The organism is Streptomyces sp. A5-4, assembly GCF_051131715.1.
In the GTDB taxonomy this organism is placed as follows: Bacteria; Actinomycetota; Actinomycetes; order Streptomycetales; family Streptomycetaceae; genus Streptomyces.
Genome location: NZ_CP178591.1, coordinates 6,116,587 through 6,136,222, shown reverse-complemented (window position 1 = coordinate 6,136,222; position 19,636 = coordinate 6,116,587). Strand labels below are relative to the sequence as shown.

Here is a 19,636-nt window from a genome sequence, read left to right as displayed (position 1 = left end):
CTCGGGCACGTTGGACCACATCGCAACGGACAACGACTCCGGGAGGACCCCATGAAGCGCAACATCCTGATCGCCACGGTAGCCACCACCGCGCTGATCGCAGGCGGAACGGCCACCGCGTTCGCAGGAGCGGACACCACCGCCGCCACGGCCCGGACCGCCCCCGCCAAGGCAAAGGCGGAAACGACGACAACGCTCGAAAAGGCAACGACGGCAACCCTCGAAAAGACGCCGGGCACGATCACGAGCGCCGAACTCGACCGGCACAGCCATGGCGACGACGAGTCCAAGGCCGCCGCCACCACCCCGACCTGGGAGATGGACGTCTACGGCAAGGACGGCAAGTGGCACGAGGTGGACGTGAACGCGAAGACGTCCAAGGTCACCCGCACGGACACCGACGCCGATGACGACGACCTCGCCCCGAAGAGCTCGGCGATCAACGTGAACGAGGCCGCCGCGGCAGCGCTGAAGGCCCGCCCCGGCACCCTCGAGTCGATCGACCTGGACGACGACGGAAAGCTGTCCTGGGAAGCCGAGATCAAGGGCAAGGACGGCAAGTGGCACGAGCTGAACGTGGACGCGAAGACGGCCAAGGTCACCCATGACCAGCCCGACACGGACGACGACGCGGACGACGCATCCGACGACTGAGCCCCACCCGCGCGTCCCGAACACGCCCCGCCCCTAGCCGCACACCACGCGCGCCCCGAACACCACGTCAGCCACGCCCCGCCCTTAGCCACACACCACGCGCGTCCCGAACGCCATCCTGCCCCCGCCCCGCCCCTGGCCACACACACCACGCGAGGGGGCGGGACGTGGAGGGGGTGGTGTTCGGGACGTAAAGCGTGATTTGTGGGCCTCACCCCGGTCAGGGCCCCAGGCACCCCGCAGTGCGCCTAAATCATGCAGTCCCGAACGCCGCCCCCGGAACGTCACGCCCCCGCACGCACCCACCGGCACCAGCACCCCCGCGCCGCACCCACACGCACCACCGGCACCAGCACCAGCACCCACGCACCGCACCCACACGGGTCCGCACAGATCCGCACGGACCCGCACACCACCCCGCCAGCCATCACCCCTCGGTAAGCCCCGCGACCAACTCGTCCGCGGCGGCGTAAGGATCAAGCTCCCCCGCCACGATCCGCGAAGCGAGCGCCCCGAGCCGCCGATCGCCCCGCAGATCCGCGATCCGCTCGCGCAGCGCGGTGACCGCGATGTTCTCGACCTCGTAGGCGGCCCGCCGAGCCCGCCGCTCCCCCAGGACGCCCCGCTCCTCCATCCAGGCCCGGTGCTTCTCCAGCGCCTCGACGACCTCGTCGATGCCTTCGCCCCGGGCCGCCACCGTCTTCACGATCGGTGGCCGCCAGTCCCCGGGCCCCCGGGACTCCCCGAGCCCCAGCATGTGATTGAGCTCCCGGGCCGTCGCGTCCGCCCCGTCCCGGTCGGCCTTGTTGACCACGTACACATCGCCGATCTCCAGAATCCCGGCCTTCGCGGCCTGAATCCCGTCCCCCATCCCCGGCGCGAGCAGCACAACGGACGTATCGGCCTGGGAGGCGATCTCCACCTCCGACTGCCCGACCCCCACCGTCTCCACGATCACCACGTCGCACCCGGCCGCGTCGAGCACCCGAATGGCCTGGGGTGCCGCCCAGGAGAGCCCGCCCAGGTGCCCCCGGGTCGCCATCGAGCGGATATAGACACCGGGATCCGACGAGTGCTCCGACATCCGCACCCGGTCCCCGAGCAGCGCACCCCCGCTGAACGGCGAGGACGGGTCGACGGCGAGCACCCCGACCCGCTTCCCGGCCCGCCGGTACGCCGACACCAGCGCCGAAGTGGACGTCGACTTGCCGACTCCGGGCGACCCGGTGAGCCCGACGACGTACGCATGGCCGGAGAGCGGGGCCAGCGCGGCCATCACCTCACGGAGCTGCGGAGACGCCCCCTCGACCAGCGAGATCAGCCGGGCGACCGCACGCGGCCGGCCCTCTCGCGCCTGAGCCACCAGCTCGGGGACGTCCTGCATCACCACTCCGCTCTCTCAGGGCGCGCACCGCACACACGCCCGCACAACGAACCGCGACCGGCCAACGGCCGAGGGCTTACTTCCCCGAAACCCGGAGGATCAGCGCGTCGCCCTGGCCACCGCCGCCGCACAGCGCCGCTGCGCCCACGCCGCCACCGCGCCGCTTGAGCTCAAGCGCCAGATGCAGCACCACACGCGCGCCGGACATGCCGATCGGGTGGCCAAGAGCGATCGCGCCGCCGTTGACGTTCACCTTTTCCTGGGATACCCCGAGGTCCTTCATTGACTGCACGGCGACCGCCGCGAACGCCTCGTTGATCTCGATCAGATCAAGATCCTCAACGCCGAGCCCCTCCTTGCCCAGTGCGTGCGCGATCGCGTTGGAGGGCTGCGACTGGAGCGAGCTGTCCGGCCCGGCCACGTTGCCGTGGGCGCCGATCTCCGCGATCCACTCCAGCCCGAGCTCCTGGGCCTTGGCCTTGCTCATGACGACGACGGCCGCGGCGCCGTCGGAGATCTGCGAGGCGGTCCCGGCCGTGATGGTGCCGTCCTTGGCGAAGGCGGGCCGCAGCTTCCCGAGCGACTCGGCAGTCGTGTCGGGCCGGATGCCCTCGTCCTTGGAGAACAGCACGGGGTCGCCCTTGCGCTGCGGAATCTCGATCGGGGTGATCTCGGCCTCGAAGAGCCCGTTCTTCTGAGCGGCGGCGGCCCGCTGGTGCGAGAGCGCGGCGAACTCGTCCTGCGGCCCGCGGGCGATCCCGAGCCGGGTGTTGTGCTTCTCCGTGGACTCGCCCATGGCGACGCCGTCGAAGGAGTCGGTCAGGCCGTCGTAGGCCATGGAGTCGAGCATCTCGATCGCGCCGTACTTGAAGCCCTCGCGGGACTTGGGCAGCAGGTGGGGCGCGTTGGTCATGGACTCCTGGCCACCCGCGACGACCACGTCGAACTCACCGGCGCGGATCAGCTGGTCGGCCAGCGCGATCGCGTCGAGACCGGAGAGACAGACCTTGTTGACGGTCAGCGCCGGGACGTTCATGGGAATGCCGGCCTTGGCGGCGGCCTGGCGGGCGGGGATCTGCCCGGCGCCCGCGGTCAGCACCTGGCCCATGATCACGTACTGGACCTGGTCGCCGCCGATCCCGGCCCGGTCGAGCGCCGCCTTGATGGCGAACCCGCCGAGATCCGCGCCGGAGAAGGTTTTGAGGGAGCCGAGCAGGCGGCCCATGGGCGTACGGGCACCGGCAACGATGACGGAGGTGGTGCGGTTCGTTCCAGGCATGAGGCACGGCCCCTTGGATGGTGAGGAGTGAACGAGGGTTTACCTCAATGTACTGAGCGGTACGGGCCGGGTCACCGGGCAGCGAGTGTGATCGCGCGCACGTTGCGTAACCACCCTCCGAGGCGCTGCACTGGACCCATGCTGACGCGAATCGATCACATCGGGATCGCCTGTTTCGACCTCGACAAGACCGTCGAGTTCTACCGGGCCACTTATGGCTTCGAGGTGTTCCACACCGAGGTCAACGAGGAGCAGGGGGTCCGGGAGGCCATGCTCAAGATCAACGAGACCTCGGACGGCGGCGCCTCGTACCTGCAGCTCCTCGAACCCACTCGGGAGGACTCCGCGGTGGGAAAGTGGCTGGCCAAGAACGGTGAGGGCGTGCACCACATCGCCTTCGGCACCGAGGACGTCGACGGTGACGCCCAGGCGGCACGGGACAAGGGCGTGCGGGTGCTGTACGACGAGCCCCGGATCGGCTCCATGGGGTCGCGCATCACGTTCCTGCACCCCAAGGACTGCCACGGCGTACTGACCGAACTGGTCACATCTGCCCCTCCAGTCACCACGGAGCACTGACCCCGGGAATCCCAGGCCGGTAGAGTGGTCCCTTCCGGGCCGGGGCCGGGTCGGGGCCTGTGACCCATGCCTCACTGTTGATCTGACACCATTCCCCCGGGGGCCGCCCGATGTCAGGGTGGTGCTTGTTCACATGAGTTGCGACCAGGGGACGGATGGGACCGCGCAGTGCGGGGCTACGAACGCCACGAGCCTGACGACCATCTCTCGCGGTTCGAAGCCGAAATGGAACGGCTGAAGACCGATCGGGAGAAGGCCGTTCAGCACGCCGAGGACCTCGGCTACCAGGTCGAGGTGTTGCGCGCCAAGCTCCACGAGGCGCGCCGCAACCTCGCGTCCCGCCCTGCCTACGACGCGGCGGACATCGGCTACCAGGCCGAGCAACTGCTTCGTAATGCCCAGACCCAGGCCGACCAGCTGCGCACCGACGCGGAGCGCGAGTTGCGCGACGCCCGTGCGCAGACGCAGCGGATCCTGCAGGAGCACGCGGAGCACCAGGCCAGGCTCCAGGCCGAGTTGCACACCGAGGCCGTCACCCGCCGCCAGCGCCTCGACCAGGAGCTGGCGGAGCGCCGCCAGACCGTCGAGTCGCACGTCAACGAGAACGTGGCGTGGGCCGAGCAGCTGCGCGCCCGTACCGAGTCGCAGGCCCGTCGTCTCCTGGAGGAGTCGCGGGCCGAGGCCGATCAGGCGCTGGCCGCGGCCAGGGCGGAGACCGAGCGCGTCGCCGAGGAGGCCCGTCAGCGGCTCGGCTCGGAGACCGAGAATTCCCGCAGCGAGGCCGAAGCGATTCTGCTGCGCGCCCGCAAGGACGCCGAGCGACTGCTGACCGCCGCCTCCAACCAGGCGCAGGAGGCGACCTCCCACGCCGAGCAGCTGCGTACGTCCACGACCACCGAGTCCGACCAGGCACGCAGGCAGGCCGCCGAGCTGAGCCGCACCGCCGAACAGCGGATGCAGGCGGCCGAGACGGCGCTGCGCGAGGCGCGCGCCGAGGCCGAGAAGGTCGTCACCGAGGCCAGGGACTCCGCGGCCAAGCAGCTGACGACCGCCGAGTCCGTCAACGAGCAGCGCACCCGTACGGCCAAGTCCGAGATCGCCCGGCTGGTCGGCGAGGCCACCAAGGGCGCCGAGGCGCTCAAGGCGGAGGCCGAGCAGTCGCTGGCCGACTCCCGCGCGGAGGCCGAGCGGCTGCTCGCCGAGGCCGGCGACAAGGCCCGTGCGCTGGTCGCCGAGGACTCGGCGGCGCAGCTCGCCAAGGCCGCCCGTACCGCCGAAGAGGTCCTGACCAAGGCGTCCGAGGACGCCAAGGAGACCACCCGCAAGGCCTCCGAGGAGGCCGAGCGGATCCGCCGCGAGGCGGAGGCCGAGATCGACCGGCTGCGCGGCGACGCGGCCGAGCAGGCCGACCAGCTCAAGGGCGCGGCCAAGGACGACACCAAGGAGTACCGGGCCAAGACGGTCGAGCTGCAGGAGGAGGCGCGCAGGCTGCGCGGCGAGGCCGAGCAGCTGCGGGCCGAGGCGGTCGCCGAGGGCGAGCGGATCCGCGGCGAGGCCCGCCGGGAGGCCGTCCAGCAGATCGAGGAGGCGGCCAGGACCGCCGAGGAGCTGCTGACCAAGGCGAAGGCCGGCTCCGACGAGCTGCGCAGCTCCGCGTCGACCGAGAGCGAGCGGGTCCGCGGCGAGGCCATCGAGCGCGCCACCACGCTGCGCAAGCAGGCCGAGGAGACCCTGGAGCGCACCCGCGGCGAGGCGGAGCGGCTGCGCACCGAGACCGAGGAGCAGGCCGAGCTCACCACGGCCGAGGCCCAGGAGGCCGCCCGCGCCCTGCGCGAGGAGGCTGAGCGTGGCATCGAGGCCCGCCGGGCCGAGGCCGCCGACGAGCTGACCCGGCTGCACACCGAGGCCGAGCAGCGTGTCGCCTCCGCCGAGGAGGCGCTGGGTGAGGCCCGCGGCGAGGCCGAGCGGATCCGTCGCGAGGCGGAGGCGGAGATCGAGCGGCTGCGCGGCGACGCAGCCGAGCGCGTTCGTACGCTCCAGGCGCAGGCCGAGACGGAGGCCGAGCGGCTGCGTGACGAGGCCGCGGCCGATGCCGCGCAGTCCCGCGCCGAGGGCGAGGCCGTCGCCGTACGGCTGCGCAGCGAGGCGGCGAACGAGGCGGAGCGGCTCAAGACCGAGGCGCAGGAGAGCGCCAACCGGATGCGCACCGAGGCCGCGACGGCCGCGGAGCGCGTCGGGACCGAGGCCGCCGAGGAGCTGGCCGCCGCCCAGGAGGAGGCCGCGAGGCGCCGCCGGGAGGCCGAGGAGACGCTGGCCGCCGCCCGCGAGGAGGCCGAGCGCGAGCGCACGCAGGCCCGCGAGCAGAGCGAGGAGCTGCTGGCGTCCGCCCGCAAGCGGGTCGAGGAGGCGCAGACCGAGGCGCAGCGCCTGGTCCACGAGTCGGACTACCGGGCGACCGAGCTGGTCGCCGCCGCCGAGCAGACCGCGCAGCAGGTGCGGGACGCGGTGGCCGGGCTGCACGAGCAGGCCGAGCAGGAGGTCAGGGGGCTGCGGTCGGCCGCCGAGCACGCGGCGGAGCGTACGAAGACTGAGGCGCAGGAGGAGGCGGACCGGGTCCGCTCCGACGCGTACGCCGAGCGGGAGCGCGCCGCCGAGGACGCGGGCCGGGTGCGCCGACAGGCACAGGAGGAGACGGACGCCGCGAAGGCGCTCGCCGAGCGCACCGTCGGGGAGGCCATCGAGGAGTCGGAGCGGCTGCGCTCGGACTCCTCCGAGCAGGCGCAGCGGATGCGTACGGAGGCGTCGGACTCGCTGGCGTCGGCCGACCAGAACGCGGCCCGTTCGCGCGCCGAGGCCCGCGAGGACGCCAACCGCATCCGTGGCGACGCCGCCACGCAGGCCGACCGGCTGGTCGGCGAGGCGACGAACGAGGCCGAGCGCATGGCGGCCGAGGCCGTGCAGGCGCTGACGGCGGCCGGGCAGGACGCGACCCGGATCCGTTCGGAGGCCGAGCAGATCAAGGTGGACGGCGAGGCGGAGGCCGAGCGGCTGCGCGCCGAGGCGCGTGCCGAGAACGAGCGGTTGCTGGACGAGGCGCGGCAGGCCGCCGACAAGCGGCGCGGCGACGCGGCGACGCAGGCCGACCAGCTCATCTCCGAGGCGGCGGGCGAGGCCGAGCGGCTGCGCGCCGAGGCCGCCGAGACGGTGGGCTCCGCGCAGCAGGCGGCCGAGCGGATCAGGGCCGATTCGGAGCGGCTCGGGGCGGACGCCGAGGCCGCCTCCGAGCGCATGCGTGCGGAGGCGCGCACCGAGTCGGACCGGCTGCTCGACGAGGCACGCGAGGCGGCGTCCAAGCGCCGCGCGGACGCGGCCGAGCAGGCCGACCAACTGATCGCGAAGGCGCAGGAAGAGGCGCTGATCGCCGCGACCCAGGCGGAGGAGCAGGCCGACATCATGGTCGGCGCGGCCCGCACGGAGGCCGATCGGCTGGTGGCGGAGTCCACGATCGAGGGCAACTCCCGGGTGGAGAAGGCCCGTACGGACGCCGACGAGCTGCTGGTCGGTGCCCGCAGGGACGCGACCGCCATAAGGGAGCGCGCGGAGGAGCTGCGCACCCGGGTGGAGGCTGAGATCGAGGAGCTGCACGACCGGGCACGCCGGGAGACCTCCGAGCAGATGCGGACGGCCGGCGAGCGGGTCGACAAGCTGGTGAAGGCGGCGACCGAACAGCAGGCCGAGGCGCAGGAGAAGGCCAAGGAGCTGGTGGCCGATGCCAATTCCGAGGCGAGCACGGTGCGGATCTCCGCGGTGAAGAAGGCCGAGCACCTGCTGAAGGAGGCCGCGCAGAAGAAGGCCGAGCTGGTGCGGGAGGCCGAGCGGGTGCACGCGGAGGCCGAGGCCGAGGCGAAGCAGATGGTCGAGGACGGCCGGCGCGAGCTCGATGTGCTGGTACGCCGCCGCGAGGACATTCAGGCGGAAATCTCCCGTGTCCAGGACGTACTTGAGGCGTTGGAGTCATTCGAGGCCCCCACCGCGGGCGGCAAATCCGGGGCCGGCGGCGGCACCGGGGGCGTCAAGGCGGGTGCGGCGGCCGGCGGAACACGTTCGGGTGGCAAACCTTCCGAGGGCTAGCGCGCCGCGCTTCTGCCGCGCCTGACGAGGGAGTTCATCCTTCCGAGTGGCAAGCGGTCCGACAGTTAGCCACTCAAAAGGGGTGTCATTCTCCAGATCAAACGGGCATTGGCTCGATGACACGCCGCTTGGGCCCCTAGGATTCCCCCTATCACCTCACCGGTCTCATTCGACAGGAACCCCATGAGCGACACTTCCGCCTCCCCCTACGGCTTCGAGCAGGTGCGGCGTGGTTACGACCGCGGTCAGGTGGACGACCGCATTGCCAAGCTGCTCTCCGACCGTGACAGTGCTCTGGCCCGCATCACTGCTCTGGAAAAGCGCATCGAGGAGCTCCACCTCGAAACGCAGAACGCCCAGGCCCAGGTAAGCGAGGCCGAGCCTTCGTACGCCGGTCTCGGTGCGCGCGTCGAGAAGATCCTCCGCCTCGCCGAGGAGGAGGCGAAGGACCTGCGCGAGGAGGCCCGCCGCGCTGCCGAGCAGCACCGCGAGCTCGCCGAGTCCGCCGCTCAGCAGGTGCGCAACGACGCGGAATCGTTCTCCACGGAGCGCAAGGCCAAGGCCGAGGACGAGGGCGTACGGATCGTCGAGAAGGCGAAGGGCGACGCGTCGACCCTGCGCACCGAGGCGCAGAAGGACGCGCAGTCCAAGCGCGAGGAGGCGGACGCCCTCTTCGAGGAGACCCGCGCCAAGGCCGCCCAGGCCGCCGCGGACTTCGAGACCAACCTGGCCAAGCGCCGCGAGCAGTCCGAGCGCGACCTGGCTTCGCGTCAGGCCAAGGCCGAGAAGCGTCTGGCCGAGATCGAGCACCGCGCCGAGCAGCTGCGACTGGAGGCCGAGAAGCTTCGCACGGACGCGGAGCGCCGCGCCCGCCAGACGGTGGAGACCGCGCAGCGCCAGGCCGAGGACATCGTGGCCGACGCGAACGCGAAGGCCGACCGGATTCGCAGCGAGTCCGAGCGCGAGCTGGCTGCGCTCACCAACCGCCGCGACTCGATCAACGCGCAGCTGACCAACGTCCGCGAGATGCTGGCCACGCTGACCGGTGCGGCCGTCGCCGCCGCCGGTACCCCCGCCGACGACGAGCCGATCTCGCGCGGTGTCCCGGCACAGCAGTCCCGGTAGTACCCCGTCAGACACGGTGAGTGAAGTCCCCGAAGCCTTCCGCCATTCCAGTGGCGGGGGGCTTTGTGGGCCCTTAGCGTGGCCGCATGATTGAGCTGACGGGGCTGACAAAACGGTACGGCGACAAAATCGCCGTCGATCAACTTTCCTTCACCGTGCGTCCGGGCATCGTGACCGGCTTCCTGGGGCCCAACGGCGCGGGCAAGTCGACCACCATGCGGATGCTGCTCGGCCTGGACAACCCGACCGCGGGTGACGTCCGGATCGACGGCAAGCACTACGCCGACCTCAAGGATCCACTGAAGTACATCGGCGCGCTGCTCGACGCCAAGGCGATGCACGGGGGCCGCAGCGCGTACAACCACCTGCTGTGCCTGGCCCAGAGCAACGGCATCCCGAACAGCCGGGTCTCCGAGGTGCTCGACACGGTGGGCCTCACCCAGGTCGCCAAGAAGCGCGCCAAGGGCTTCTCCCTCGGCATGGGGCAGCGGCTGGGCATCGCGGGCGCCCTGCTCGGCGATCCTGAGATCCTGATGTTCGACGAGCCGGTCAACGGGCTCGACCCGGAGGGGATCCACTGGATCCGCAACCTCATGAAGTCGCTGGCCTCGCAGGGCCGCACGGTCTTCGTCTCCTCGCACCTGATGAGCGAAATGGCCCTCACCGCCGAACACTTGGTCGTCATCGGCCAGGGCAAGCTGCTCGCCGACACCTCGATGGCCGACTTCATCCGGGAGAACTCGCGCAGTTACGTACGTCTGCGCTCACCGCGGCAGGAGCAGCTGCTCGATGTCCTGCACCAGGCCGGGATCACCGCGGTCACCGCCGGCAACGGCACGCTCGAAGTGGACGGTTCGACCTCGGAGCAGCTGGGTGAGCTCGCCGCCCGGCACCAGCTCGTCCTGCACGAGCTGAGCCCCCAGCGGGCCTCCCTGGAGGAAGCCTTCATGCAACTGACCGCGGAATCGGTCGAATACCACGCGCACTCGGAGAACGGCGGACCTCCGCCGGGAACCGGCTGGGGCGCGGCCCCGCCGCAGCAGAAGGGGGCCTGACCATGGCGACCGCGCAAGTGCTCAAGTCGGAATGGACGAAGATCAAATCCGTCCAGTCCACGGTCTGGACGCTCGGCCTCTCCGCAGTGGTGACGATCGTTCTCGGCGTACTGATCAGTATTCTATCGAAGAGCGAATTCGAGAAGCTGAGCGCGGAGGACAAACTCACCTTTGATCCGACCTTCGTGAGTTTCGCCGGTACGAGTCTCGGTCAGCTCGCGATGATCGTTTTCGGTGTGCTGGTGGTGTCCAACGAATACAACACCGGAATGATCCGGATGTCCCTGGCCGCCGTTCCGCAGCGCGGCACCTTCCTCTTCAGCAAGGTCGCGGTCGCCTCGGCGCTCGCCCTGCTGGTCGGCATGGTGACGAGCTTCATCGCGTTCTTCCTCGGCCAGGCCATGCTGGGCGACCTGAAGGCAAGTATCGGCGACCCGGGCGTACTGCGCGCGGTGATCGGCGGCGGGCTCTACATGACACTGATCGCGATGTTCTCGATGGGTGTCGCGGCGATGCTGCGCGGCCCGACGCTGGCGCTCGGCATCCTGATGCCGTTCTTCTTCCTGCTCGCGCCGATCCTGGGCAACGTCTCGGCGACCAAGAAGGTCGGCCAGTACCTCCCCGACCAGGCTGGCAGCAAGATCATGCAAGTGGTGTCGCCTCTCAACGACGACGTCCCCTACGGCCCCTGGGGCGGCCTGCTGATCATGGCTCTGTGGGCAGCGGCAGCCCTGCTCGGCGGATACGTCCTGCTCAAGAAGCGCGACGCGTAGGCTCCCCGACGCCGGGGGCGGGACCGGGCTGCTGCCCGATCCTGCTCCCGGGGCCGGGCCCGTCACCCGGGTCCGGTCCGGCGCCGGGCCCCCGCGCCGGGTCGTCGCCCGGCTCGGGCAGCAGCCCGTCGAAGTCCCGCCACCCGTCCCAGGACCACACGTCCCGGTCCACGTCGGCCTCCAGCGGCACGAAGCGCCCGAGCTCGAAGCCGCACGTACTGCCCTCCCGCAACTCGAACCACCGCTCGTCGGCGACCTCCGTGCCCAGGCCCACCGTCCTGGCCGTCAGCCGCACCAGCAGCCGCACGTCCGTGGCGGCCGAGAGGTCCTTGCCCTGGATCTCGGTGAAGGGCAGCTCGGGCACCGGGGCGTCGACCGGGATCCACACGGTGAACGGCGCGCCCCGCTCCACGGCCAGCCAGGACCGCTCGTCGGCCGGCTCGCCCTTCTCGTCCAGGACCTTCAGCCACTTCTTGTAGATGACCTGGCTGTGGTCGCTGCTCGGGCCACATCAGCCCGGCCGGTTACGTCGCGGGCACCCCGTACGTCGCCAAGGGCGCCGAGGCCACGCTGGTCGTCGCGTGGCTGGACAGCTCCCAGCTCAAGGCCGTCGACGACACGGAGTTCCCCGACTACCGGCGCGCGATACTGCCCGGCGACGGGTTCCCGATGACGATGCCGTCCGGCGAGCGGCTCGGCGGCGCGTACATCTACTTCAGCGTGCACGGCGTCCTCGCCGGCCCCGACGGCGCCCCCCGCCCCGGCGGCGGCGACCAGTCCGAGCTGCTCGCCGCGCTGCTCGCCTCCTCCTCGCGGCTGCGCGACCTGCTCGGCCCGGACCCGGAGTCCTGGGTGCGGCAGGCGGGCGCGGACCGCTCGCTGCGCGAGAAGGGCACCCGGATCTTCGGCGAGGAGGGCTGGGTGCTGCCGCAGACCGACTTCCTGCCGTACGTGGACGACTCCCCCGTGCTGCGCCTGTACGACGACCTGCCCGCCCTCGGGGGTTCGCTCCCGTCCCCGGCTTAGCAGGAACCGTCAGCCGCTGGTTATCCTCCTAATCCTTACGGGGGCGCGTTCGGCCACACGGTCACAGCCCCGACACCCGAACTGTCGATGGGCTTCAGAATGATCGAGGCAATCGGCCTGACGAAGCGCTACGGCGCCAAGACGGCCGTGTACAACCTTTCCTTCCAAGTGCGGCCGGGCACGGTGACGGGGTTCCTGGGGCCCAACGGCTCCGGCAAGTCCACGACGATGCGCATGATCCTGGGGCTCGACAACCCCACCGCTGGCCATGTCACGATCGGCGGCCACCCCTTCCGTCAGCTGCCCAACGCCCCTCGTCAGGTGGGTGCCCTGCTCGATGCCAAGGCGGTGCACGGCGGGCGCAGCGCGCGCAATCACCTGCTCTCGCTGGCACAGCTGTCCGGCATCCCGGCGAGCCGGGTCGACGAGGTGCTCGGGGTCGTCGGCCTCCAGGAGGTCGCCAAGCGGCGCTCCAACGGCTTCTCGCTCGGCATGGGCCAGCGCCTGGGCATCGCCGCCGCGCTGCTCGGTGACCCGCAGGTGCTGCTCTTCGACGAGCCGATCAACGGTCTGGACCCCGAGGGCATCCTGTGGGTCCGCAACCTCATGAAGTCACTGGCCGCCGAGGGCCGTACGGTCTTCGTCTCCAGCCACCTGATGAGCGAGATGGCGGTCACCGCCGAGCACCTCATCGTCATCGGGCGCGGGCAGCTGCTCTCCGACATGAGCGTCAAGGACTTCATCTCGCACAACTCCGCGGACTTCGCCCGGGTGCGTACGCCGCAGACCGACCCGCGGCAGCGGGAGAAGCTGTCGTCGGCGCTCGCCGAGGCAGGCGGCCAGGTCGTGCCTGAGCCGGACGGGGCGCTGCGTGTCGTTGGGCTGCCGCTGCCGCGGATCAGCGACCTCGCGCACCAGGCCGGCGTACAGCTGTGGGAGCTCTCCCCGCACCAGGCCTCGCTCGAAGAGGCGTACATGCGGATGACGCAGGGCGCGGTGGACTACCGCTCGACGGCCGACCAGCTGGCCGGTTTCCAGCAGCCGCCGCTCCCCGGGCACTTCCAGCCCGAGCCGATCGCGGCGCCGCAGCAGGGCTGGTACCCCCCGCCGCCGCCCCAGGCCGGCGGCCAGCAGCCCTTCGGCGGCATCTCGGGGCCCCCGGGCACCGCCCCGGGCGCGAACCCGTACGCCACCCCCCAGGCCGCCCCGCAGGCCGCTCCTGCGGCCCCTGCCGCCCCGCCGGTGGCGCCGCCCGCTCCCCCGGCAGCGCCCGCCGCGGACCTGACCAAGAGCGACAGCCCCGAGGACGCCCGATGACGACCCCGTACCAGCAGGTCCCGCCCCAGTACCAGCAGCAGGGCGCCATGTACGTCTCGCCGATCCCGGTGCGCCGGGCGAACCTCACCGACGCGCTCGCCTCCGAGTGGACCAAGATCCGGTCCGTGCGGTCCACGATGTGGACGCTCGGGGTGATGATTCTGCTGGTGATCGGCGTCGGCCTGATCATCGCGCTGGTCCTGTCCTCGGCCACCGACTCCGGCCCGGTGAACGACCCCGCCCTCGTCCTCGGCGTCGTCGGCACGATGCTCGGCAGCATCTGCGTCATCGCGCTCGGTGTGCTGACCGTCTCCTCGGAGTACGGCACCGGCATGATACGGACCACCCTGACGGCCTGCCCCAGCCGCTCGCGGGTGCTGACCGCCAAGGCGATCGTCTTCTTCCTGCTGTCCTTCGCCATCACCACGGTGTCGACCACGGTCGTGGGCCTGTTGCAGACCGCGATCGTGAACGCCCCGAACGCCTCCGGCGAGGTCTGGCTGCGCTCCACGGTGGGCGTCGGTCTGTTCATGGCGCTGCTCGGCCTGGTGTCACTCGCGGTCGGCTCGATGCTGCGGCACTCCGCCGGCGGGATCACCGTGATGATCGGCCTGTTCCTGTTTCCGCTGGTGCTGGCGATGTTCATGTTCTCGGAATCGCTGGTCGACGTGCAGCAGGCCCTCTTCCAGTACGCGATCCCCAGCCAACTGGCCGCCCTCTACGGCGCCGAGCTCTCCGAGTCCGGCCCGGCGGGCTGGGAACCCGTGTGGATCATGCTGGGTATCGCGGTAGTGGCCCTGGGCGGCGCGTTCCTCGCCCTGGAGAAGCGGGACGTCTAGCGCGTTACCCGGAGCAGGAGCGCGGGCGTCCCCGGCCGCTCACCGCTGCTGCTTCGGGCGGAGTCCCGATGCAGGCCGGTCCGGAAGCTCGACCGACACATACGGTTCCAGCGACCGGAGGAAGTCCGCCGCGTCGAACATCGCACCGGCCGAGGCCACGCCCGCGGTCCGCGTACGACCGGTGAGGATGCGCTCCACGGCCTCGACGGCCAGGGGTGCGGTGACCGCGTAGATGTCCTGTCCGCGGGCCGTGGCGCGGCGCTCGGCGGAACCCGCGCGGACCAGGACGTCGACGACGAACGTCTGGTCCGACCGCCCCAGGGCGTCGACCGCCTCCGGCGCCGGCGTGTCCGCCCTGGCCAGGTCCCCCGCGGCCTCGACGGTCATGTGGGTGCGGACCTCGGGCACGTCCAGGTGGCTGGGGACGGTGACGACATCGGCCATGGTGAACTCGGAAATCATCGCTCGCCGGCCCAGCGGGGCGGGAAAGAGCCAGTCCCGCTCCGTCGCCTTGTCGTCGTGGTACCGCAGCGCGCCGTCCACGAACCGCACCCGACGGCCCGCGCGGCGCTCGTGCGACACCTGACCCGCCACCCGGGTGCCCGCCGTGGGACGCCAGCTGCTCAATCCGTACGCGACGTCCACCGTGTCCGCAGCCGTCCACTCGCCCATCGCCGCGGTCACCAACAGGTCACCCAGCCCGCCGTAGAAGGCCATCGCCGGCACCACGGCGGTGCCCGACTTCCGGGCTGCCTCCGCGTGGTCGGCGAACATCGCGGCGTTCGCCTCGATCTCCGCCGCGACGTCGACGTACGGGATCCCCGCCCGCAGGGCCGCCTCGACGACCGGGCCGCCCGTCACCGCGAAGGGGCCGGCGCAGTTGATGACGGCCGCCGCCCCCGCGAGGGCCCGGTCCAGCGCGCCCGCGTCGTCCACGGCGGCCGGGCGCACCACCACGTCTGCCCACTCGGCCGCCAGCGCCTCAAGCCGGGCCGCGTTCCGGCCGGAGAGGACCGGGGCGAAGCCGCGCCGCCGCAGTTCGGCGACGATGAAGCGACCGGTGTGCCCGGTCGCTCCGTAGACCACTACTGCCGCCGCTGTGTTCATGGTTCCCCGCTCTCGATGTGGTGATGGCCCCAGTCTCGGCGAGGGCGGTAGGCGACTGTGATGGTCCGGAACGACATCATGCGTACACTTTCGGACATGCCAACTGTCGCGCTACTGGCCGCCGGTGACCTCCTGCACTTCGAACTGGCGGTGGCGTACGAGATCTTCGGCAACCCCCCGCGCGAGGCCGCGGAGGACTGGTACGACGTACTGCTCTGCGGACCGGGACCGGTGCGGGTCGGCCCGTTCAAGGTCGAGCCCGACCATGGGCTGGAGCGTGCGGTCGGCGCCGACACCGTGATCGTGCCGGCCTGCGTCGACATCGACGCCCCGCCGCCGCCTGAGCTGATCGAGACCGTGCGCGCGGCCCATGAGGCGGGTGCCCGCGTCGCCTCCTTGTGCACGGGAGCGTTCGTGCTCGGCGCCGCGGGTCTGCTGGACGGCCGGCGGGCCACCACCCACTGGGCCCATGCCGCGGAGTTGAGCGCACGCCATCCCCGGGCCGTGGTTGACCCGGACGTCCTGTACACGGACAACGGCAGCGTGCTCACGGCCGCGGGCAAGGCCGCCGCCGTGGATCTCTGCCTGCACCTGATCCACCTCGATCACGGCGCCGCCGTCGCCAACTCGGTCGCCCGCCGCCTCGTCATGGCGCCGCACCGGCCCGGCGGCCAGGCCCAGTTCGTGGCCACGCCGGTACAGACCTCGGGGGACCACGCGCTCGTCCAGCTGCTCGCCTGGGTCCAGCAGCGGCTGGACCAGCCGCTGACCGTGACGGACATGGCGCGAAGGGCGAACACGAGCCCGCGCCATCTCGGCCGGCAGTTCCGGTCGGTGATCGGGCAGACGCCGATCCAGTGGCTCCTGACCCAGCGCGTGCGCCGGGCCCAGGAGCTGCTTGAGGCCACCGACGAGAGCATCGAGGCGGTCGCCCTCGCCACCGGCATGGGCACCGCCACGACGCTCCGGCGTCAGTTCAAGCGGATCGTCGGGGTCCCGCCGGACAGCTACCGGCGCTCGTTCCGCAGCGCGAGACCCGCCTGACCGGGCGGCCCGGAGCTGAGGTCCCTGTGCATCCCGTACGCCGGCACCCAGCGGGTCGACATCAGGTACGCCTAGTGCTTCGGCGCGTTGCGGGACCGCTGCACCCTGGAGGTGCGGCGGTCCTTCGCGTTCCAGCAGGCCTTGTGCCAGTGCCTGCGGTCGTCGACACCGCCGTACTCGGACCAGGCCACCAGATGCGCAACCCCAGACGGAATCTCCTGGTCGCAGCCGGGGCAGCGGTAGCGCTTGCCCGCCGCGCCGCCACCGGCGACATGACGCAGCGACCACTGCTCGCCCTGCCAGGTCTCGGTGCTCTGCAGCCCGAATCTGTCGCCCGTCGCAGCACTGTCGAACTCGGGTGGCTTCTCGTCGCCGCCTCGGGGGCGGTTGCGGCGCGGGGACACGTAGAACCTCACGGGGCCGATCGGACTGGTTCCCCCCAAGCCTAGGGCCATTCGGTGCGGGTAGGCGTACCGCACTGCGCGGGGCGGCGCCGGGCCGCCGGACTCCGCGGAGACGGCTTAGCGGAAAATCGCAACAACTTCTCTGTCGGCCGTGCCCATGGCACGTGTCAGACGTTATTGCCAGTAAGGGGGAGACCGCGCCGGCCGCAAGGAGGCAGAAGGCAATGCGCGTAGGAACGTTCGTATTGGCCGCCCAGTTTCCGGGCCAGGGCCAGGGGGAGGCACTGCATCGAGCGGTGCGGTCGGTGGAGGTCGCGGAGGAGTCCGGACTCGATTCGGTCTGGCTCGCCGAGCATCATTTCGTCCCGTACGGCGTGTGTCCTTCCGCCGTGACGCTGGCCGCGCTGCTGCTCGGCCGCACCAGCCGGATCCGCGTCGGGACGGCGGTCAGCGTCCTGCCGACGGCGCACCCCGTCACCCTCGGCGAGCAGGCGGCACTGCTGCATCTCACCTCCGGCGGGCGCTTCACGCTCGGCGTCGGGCGCGGTGGCCCCTGGGTGGACCTGGAGGTGTTCGGATCGGGTCTTTCCGCGTACGAGCACGGGTTCCCGGAGTCGCTGGACCTGCTGCTGCGATGGCTGCGCGAGGCCCGCGTCTCGGCTCAGGGGGACCGTTTCGCCTTCCGGGAGGTGGCGGTGGTGCCCAGGGCCGACGAGCTGCTGCACGAGGAGCCTTCGGGACCCGAGGTCGTCGTCGCCTGCACCTCGCCCAACAGCGTGCGGCTCGCCGCCGAGCGCGGACTGCCGATGCTGCTCGGCATGCACAGCGGCGACGAGGACAAGGCGGAGATGGTCAAGCTGTGGCGTACGCACGCACGCGCCGCGGGGCACCCGCCCGCTGCGGTGGCGCGGGCCGCCCATGTGTCGGCCGGTGTCGCCCAGATCGGGGACAGCACGGCGGAGGCGTCGGAGCAGCTGACGAAGGCGATGCCCGGCTGGCTCAAGCAGGGGCTCGACGCCCATGTGACGGTCGACGGGCGACACCGCGCCATGCGCGATCCCGTCGCCTACACGGAGATGCTGTGCGGGCTGCACCCGGTGGGCCCGCCCCGGCTGGCCGCGGACCGGCTGGCGGCCACCGCGGAGCGCACGGGCATCACGCGCTTCGCCCTGCTCGTCGAGGGCTCGGGCGATCTGGCGACGACCGAAGAGAACGTACGCAGGCTGGGGACCGAGGTCCTGCCCCTGCTGACCTGAGGCCGGGCCCGGACGGAACACTCGCGAACGACGCACACCCGGACGGCACGCCCACGGCCCGGGCGCCCGCGGAACAGGCCTGCTTGGAGGGGTACTTGAGGGAAACTGCCGCTCCGGCATCAGTTGCACCTCCCGCAATGCGGAGCGGCAGCGAAGGCTCAGCAGTCCCGCAGCAGCGGAGACTGGTTGAGCAACTGGCCCCTCATCGAGGTGAAGCGGCCGAGCCGCTCGTCCGATGAAGCATCCAGCGGGAACACCGCTACGCGGTGGCAGTTCTGGAAGGCAAGACGTACGCCGAAGTGCCGCTGCAGTGCACCGCGAATCGCGTCACTCGCGAGTGCGCGCAGCAGCTGACCACGTGCCTGCTCGTCCGGCGGGGGCGTCTGGTTGTCGGCGAACTCGCCACCGTCGACCTTCAGCTGAGCCACCAGAGAGCTGATCATCTCCCATGCGTAAGGCAGGGAAGTCCGGACGCAGTCGACGAATGCGGCTTCGTCGACCTCGCCTCGCTCGGCCTGTTCCAACAGTGCCGGTGAGACGTCCAGCGACATGGGTTCTCCTCTCGCGACTCCACCGCACGGAGCGGTGGAGTCTTACGGGCAGGGAAGGCGGTTGGCGACGCAGAGTGCACGAACGACAACCACCTGCTTCCACGGTAAGCGCGCAGTCCACGCCGCACCAGGAGATTGGGAACACAACCGGCCAATGGCGAACGTGGTCTTACAGGGCGAATCGCGTGGACGAGGCATCGTCGAGTAGCGTTGCCGACCATGCGTCTCGTCATCGCCCGCTGCTCCGTGGACTACGCGGGCCGGCTCACCGCCCATCTGCCCTCCGCTCCCCGCCTCATCCTGGTGAAGGCGGACGGCAGCGTCTCGATTCACGCGGACGACCGGGCGTACAAACCGCTCAACTGGATGTCACCGCCCTGCACACTCAAGGAGGGCACCGGGGACGACGCCGGTGTCTGGACGGTGATCAACAAAGCGGGCGAGAAATTGATCATCACCATGGAGGAGATCCTCCATGACACGTCGCACGAGCTCGGCGTGGACCCGGGGCTCATCAAGGACGGCGTGGAAGCGCACCTTCAGGAGCTGCTCGCGGACCGGATCGAGACACTGGGCGAGGGCTACTCCTTGATCCGGCGCGAATATCCCACGGCCATCGGCCCGGTGGACATCCTGTGCCGCGACGCGGACGGGGCGACCGTGGCGGTCGAGCTCAAGCGACGCGGCGACATCGACGGTGTCGAGCAGCTCACCCGCTACCTCGAACTGCTCAACCGCGACCCGCATCTGGCGCCCGTCCGGGGCGTTTTCGCGGCGCAGGAGATCAAGCCGCAGGCGCGCGTCCTGGCGACGGACCGTGGCATCGGCTGCGTGGTCCTGGACTACAACGCGATGCGAGGCATCGAGGACGACAAGCTCAGGCTCTTCTGACCCCGTTACGGGCCTCACCCCGGCCGGGCCTCGACAACGGAGCCCGACCGGCACCGCGCTGAGCCCGCGCCCTCAGCGGGTCGAACCCGGGACCCTCAGCCCGTCCGGCGCTGACGAGCCACGGTCGGGACCGGGTAACCCCGCACACCTCAGCCGTCCGGCGCGTGAGGACCGGGGTCGGGACCAGGTCACCCCACCCCTCACCCCGTCCGGCGCTCAAG

General features: G+C 71.1%; 18 protein-coding genes. 12 read left to right on the top strand and 6 right to left on the bottom strand.

The genetic code is table 11. The features are described from left to right. The first annotated feature begins 51 nt into the window (after positions 1 to 51). The gene (locus ACLLJJ_RS28890) at positions 52 to 654 is read left to right on the top strand and encodes a PepSY domain-containing protein (protein WP_434596738.1); all 603 of its coding nucleotides are present in this window, start codon (positions 52 to 54) and stop codon (positions 652 to 654) included. Positions 655 to 1,081: 427 nt separating this feature from the next. On the opposite strand, the gene meaB is transcribed toward ACLLJJ_RS28890, so the two are convergent. Together meaB and ACLLJJ_RS28880 are read right to left on the bottom strand one after the other, a co-directional pair. Then, the gene (meaB, locus tag ACLLJJ_RS28885) at positions 1,082 to 2,038 is read right to left on the bottom strand and encodes a methylmalonyl Co-A mutase-associated GTPase MeaB (protein ID WP_434596736.1); all 957 of its coding nucleotides are present in this window, start codon (positions 2,036 to 2,038) and stop codon (positions 1,082 to 1,084) included. Positions 2,039 to 2,114: 76 nt separating this feature from the next. Further along, positions 2,115 to 3,317, bottom strand: coding sequence for an acetyl-CoA C-acetyltransferase (locus tag ACLLJJ_RS28880; RefSeq protein WP_434596734.1), 1,203 nt, complete (start codon positions 3,315 to 3,317; stop codon positions 2,115 to 2,117). 138 nt (positions 3,318 to 3,455) lie between these two features. On the opposite strand from ACLLJJ_RS28880, the gene mce reads away from it, so the two are divergent. From mce to ACLLJJ_RS28855, 5 genes are all read left to right on the top strand, one after another. Further along, positions 3,456 to 3,896, top strand: a complete 441-nt coding sequence (gene mce / locus ACLLJJ_RS28875) for a methylmalonyl-CoA epimerase (RefSeq protein WP_434596732.1) — start codon at positions 3,456 to 3,458, stop codon at positions 3,894 to 3,896. A gap of 168 nt (positions 3,897 to 4,064) precedes the next feature. After that, entirely contained in the window at positions 4,065 to 8,027 is a 3,963-nt protein-coding gene (gene scy, locus ACLLJJ_RS28870; RefSeq protein WP_434596730.1) for a polarized growth protein Scy, read from the top strand. A 183-nt stretch (positions 8,028 to 8,210) separates the two neighbouring features. Continuing rightward, complete coding sequence (locus ACLLJJ_RS28865; RefSeq protein WP_434596727.1) at positions 8,211 to 9,152, top strand: cellulose-binding protein; 942 nt, start codon at positions 8,211 to 8,213, stop codon at positions 9,150 to 9,152. Between the two features lie 86 nt (positions 9,153 to 9,238). Then, on the top strand, positions 9,239 to 10,207 hold the full coding sequence (locus ACLLJJ_RS28860) for an ABC transporter ATP-binding protein (protein WP_434596725.1): 969 nt from the start codon (positions 9,239 to 9,241) through the stop codon (positions 10,205 to 10,207). A gap of 2 nt (positions 10,208 to 10,209) precedes the next feature. Then, positions 10,210 to 10,980 carry an ABC transporter permease subunit gene (locus tag ACLLJJ_RS28855; RefSeq protein ID WP_434596723.1) on the top strand — a complete coding sequence of 257 codons (771 nt, stop codon included), beginning with the start codon at positions 10,210 to 10,212 and terminating at the stop codon, positions 10,978 to 10,980. On the opposite strand, the gene ACLLJJ_RS28850 is transcribed toward ACLLJJ_RS28855, so the two are convergent. Further along, positions 10,961 to 11,392 carry a hypothetical protein gene (locus tag ACLLJJ_RS28850; protein ID WP_434596720.1) on the bottom strand — a complete coding sequence of 144 codons (432 nt, stop codon included), beginning with the start codon at positions 11,390 to 11,392 and terminating at the stop codon, positions 10,961 to 10,963. The two genes, ACLLJJ_RS28855 and ACLLJJ_RS28850, sit on opposite strands and share 20 nt — an antisense overlap. Positions 11,393 to 11,649: 257 nt before the next feature. On the opposite strand from ACLLJJ_RS28850, the gene ACLLJJ_RS28845 reads away from it, so the two are divergent. The 3 genes from ACLLJJ_RS28845 (at position 11,650) to ACLLJJ_RS28835 (ending at position 14,162) form a co-directional block, all read left to right on the top strand. Further along, positions 11,650 to 12,006 (top strand): hypothetical protein, encoded by a 357-nt coding sequence (locus tag ACLLJJ_RS28845; protein ID WP_434596718.1) that lies wholly within the window; start codon positions 11,650 to 11,652, stop codon positions 12,004 to 12,006. A 99-nt stretch (positions 12,007 to 12,105) separates the two neighbouring features. Further along, the gene (locus ACLLJJ_RS28840; protein WP_434596716.1) at positions 12,106 to 13,323 is read left to right on the top strand and encodes an ABC transporter ATP-binding protein; all 1,218 of its coding nucleotides are present in this window, start codon (positions 12,106 to 12,108) and stop codon (positions 13,321 to 13,323) included. Next, entirely contained in the window at positions 13,320 to 14,162 is an 843-nt protein-coding gene (locus tag ACLLJJ_RS28835) for an ABC transporter permease (protein WP_434596714.1), read from the top strand. The genes ACLLJJ_RS28840 and ACLLJJ_RS28835 overlap by 4 nt, the downstream gene beginning before the upstream one ends. A gap of 39 nt (positions 14,163 to 14,201) precedes the next feature. On the opposite strand, the gene ACLLJJ_RS28830 is transcribed toward ACLLJJ_RS28835, so the two are convergent. Then, entirely contained in the window at positions 14,202 to 15,269 is a 1,068-nt protein-coding gene (locus ACLLJJ_RS28830; protein ID WP_434596711.1) for a saccharopine dehydrogenase family protein, read from the bottom strand. A 96-nt stretch (positions 15,270 to 15,365) separates the two neighbouring features. Between ACLLJJ_RS28830 and ACLLJJ_RS28825 the strand changes: the two genes are divergently transcribed. After that, the gene (locus ACLLJJ_RS28825) at positions 15,366 to 16,313 is read left to right on the top strand and encodes a helix-turn-helix domain-containing protein (protein ID WP_434596709.1); all 948 of its coding nucleotides are present in this window, start codon (positions 15,366 to 15,368) and stop codon (positions 16,311 to 16,313) included. Positions 16,314 to 16,384: 71 nt separating this feature from the next. On the opposite strand, the gene ACLLJJ_RS28820 is transcribed toward ACLLJJ_RS28825, so the two are convergent. After that, the gene (locus ACLLJJ_RS28820; RefSeq protein WP_434600549.1) at positions 16,385 to 16,717 is read right to left on the bottom strand and encodes an ATP/GTP-binding protein; all 333 of its coding nucleotides are present in this window, start codon (positions 16,715 to 16,717) and stop codon (positions 16,385 to 16,387) included. Between the two features lie 224 nt (positions 16,718 to 16,941). Between ACLLJJ_RS28820 and ACLLJJ_RS28815 the strand changes: the two genes are divergently transcribed. Then, entirely contained in the window at positions 16,942 to 17,973 is a 1,032-nt protein-coding gene (locus tag ACLLJJ_RS28815; RefSeq protein ID WP_434596707.1) for an LLM class flavin-dependent oxidoreductase, read from the top strand. Positions 17,974 to 18,131: 158 nt separating this feature from the next. On the opposite strand, the gene ACLLJJ_RS28810 is transcribed toward ACLLJJ_RS28815, so the two are convergent. Continuing rightward, positions 18,132 to 18,524 carry an SCO5389 family protein gene (locus ACLLJJ_RS28810; RefSeq protein ID WP_283517413.1) on the bottom strand — a complete coding sequence of 131 codons (393 nt, stop codon included), beginning with the start codon at positions 18,522 to 18,524 and terminating at the stop codon, positions 18,132 to 18,134. A 219-nt stretch (positions 18,525 to 18,743) separates the two neighbouring features. On the opposite strand from ACLLJJ_RS28810, the gene nucS reads away from it, so the two are divergent. After that, positions 18,744 to 19,415 (top strand): endonuclease NucS, encoded by a 672-nt coding sequence (gene nucS, locus ACLLJJ_RS28805; RefSeq protein ID WP_434596704.1) that lies wholly within the window; start codon positions 18,744 to 18,746, stop codon positions 19,413 to 19,415. Positions 19,416 to 19,636: the final 221 nt, after the last annotated feature.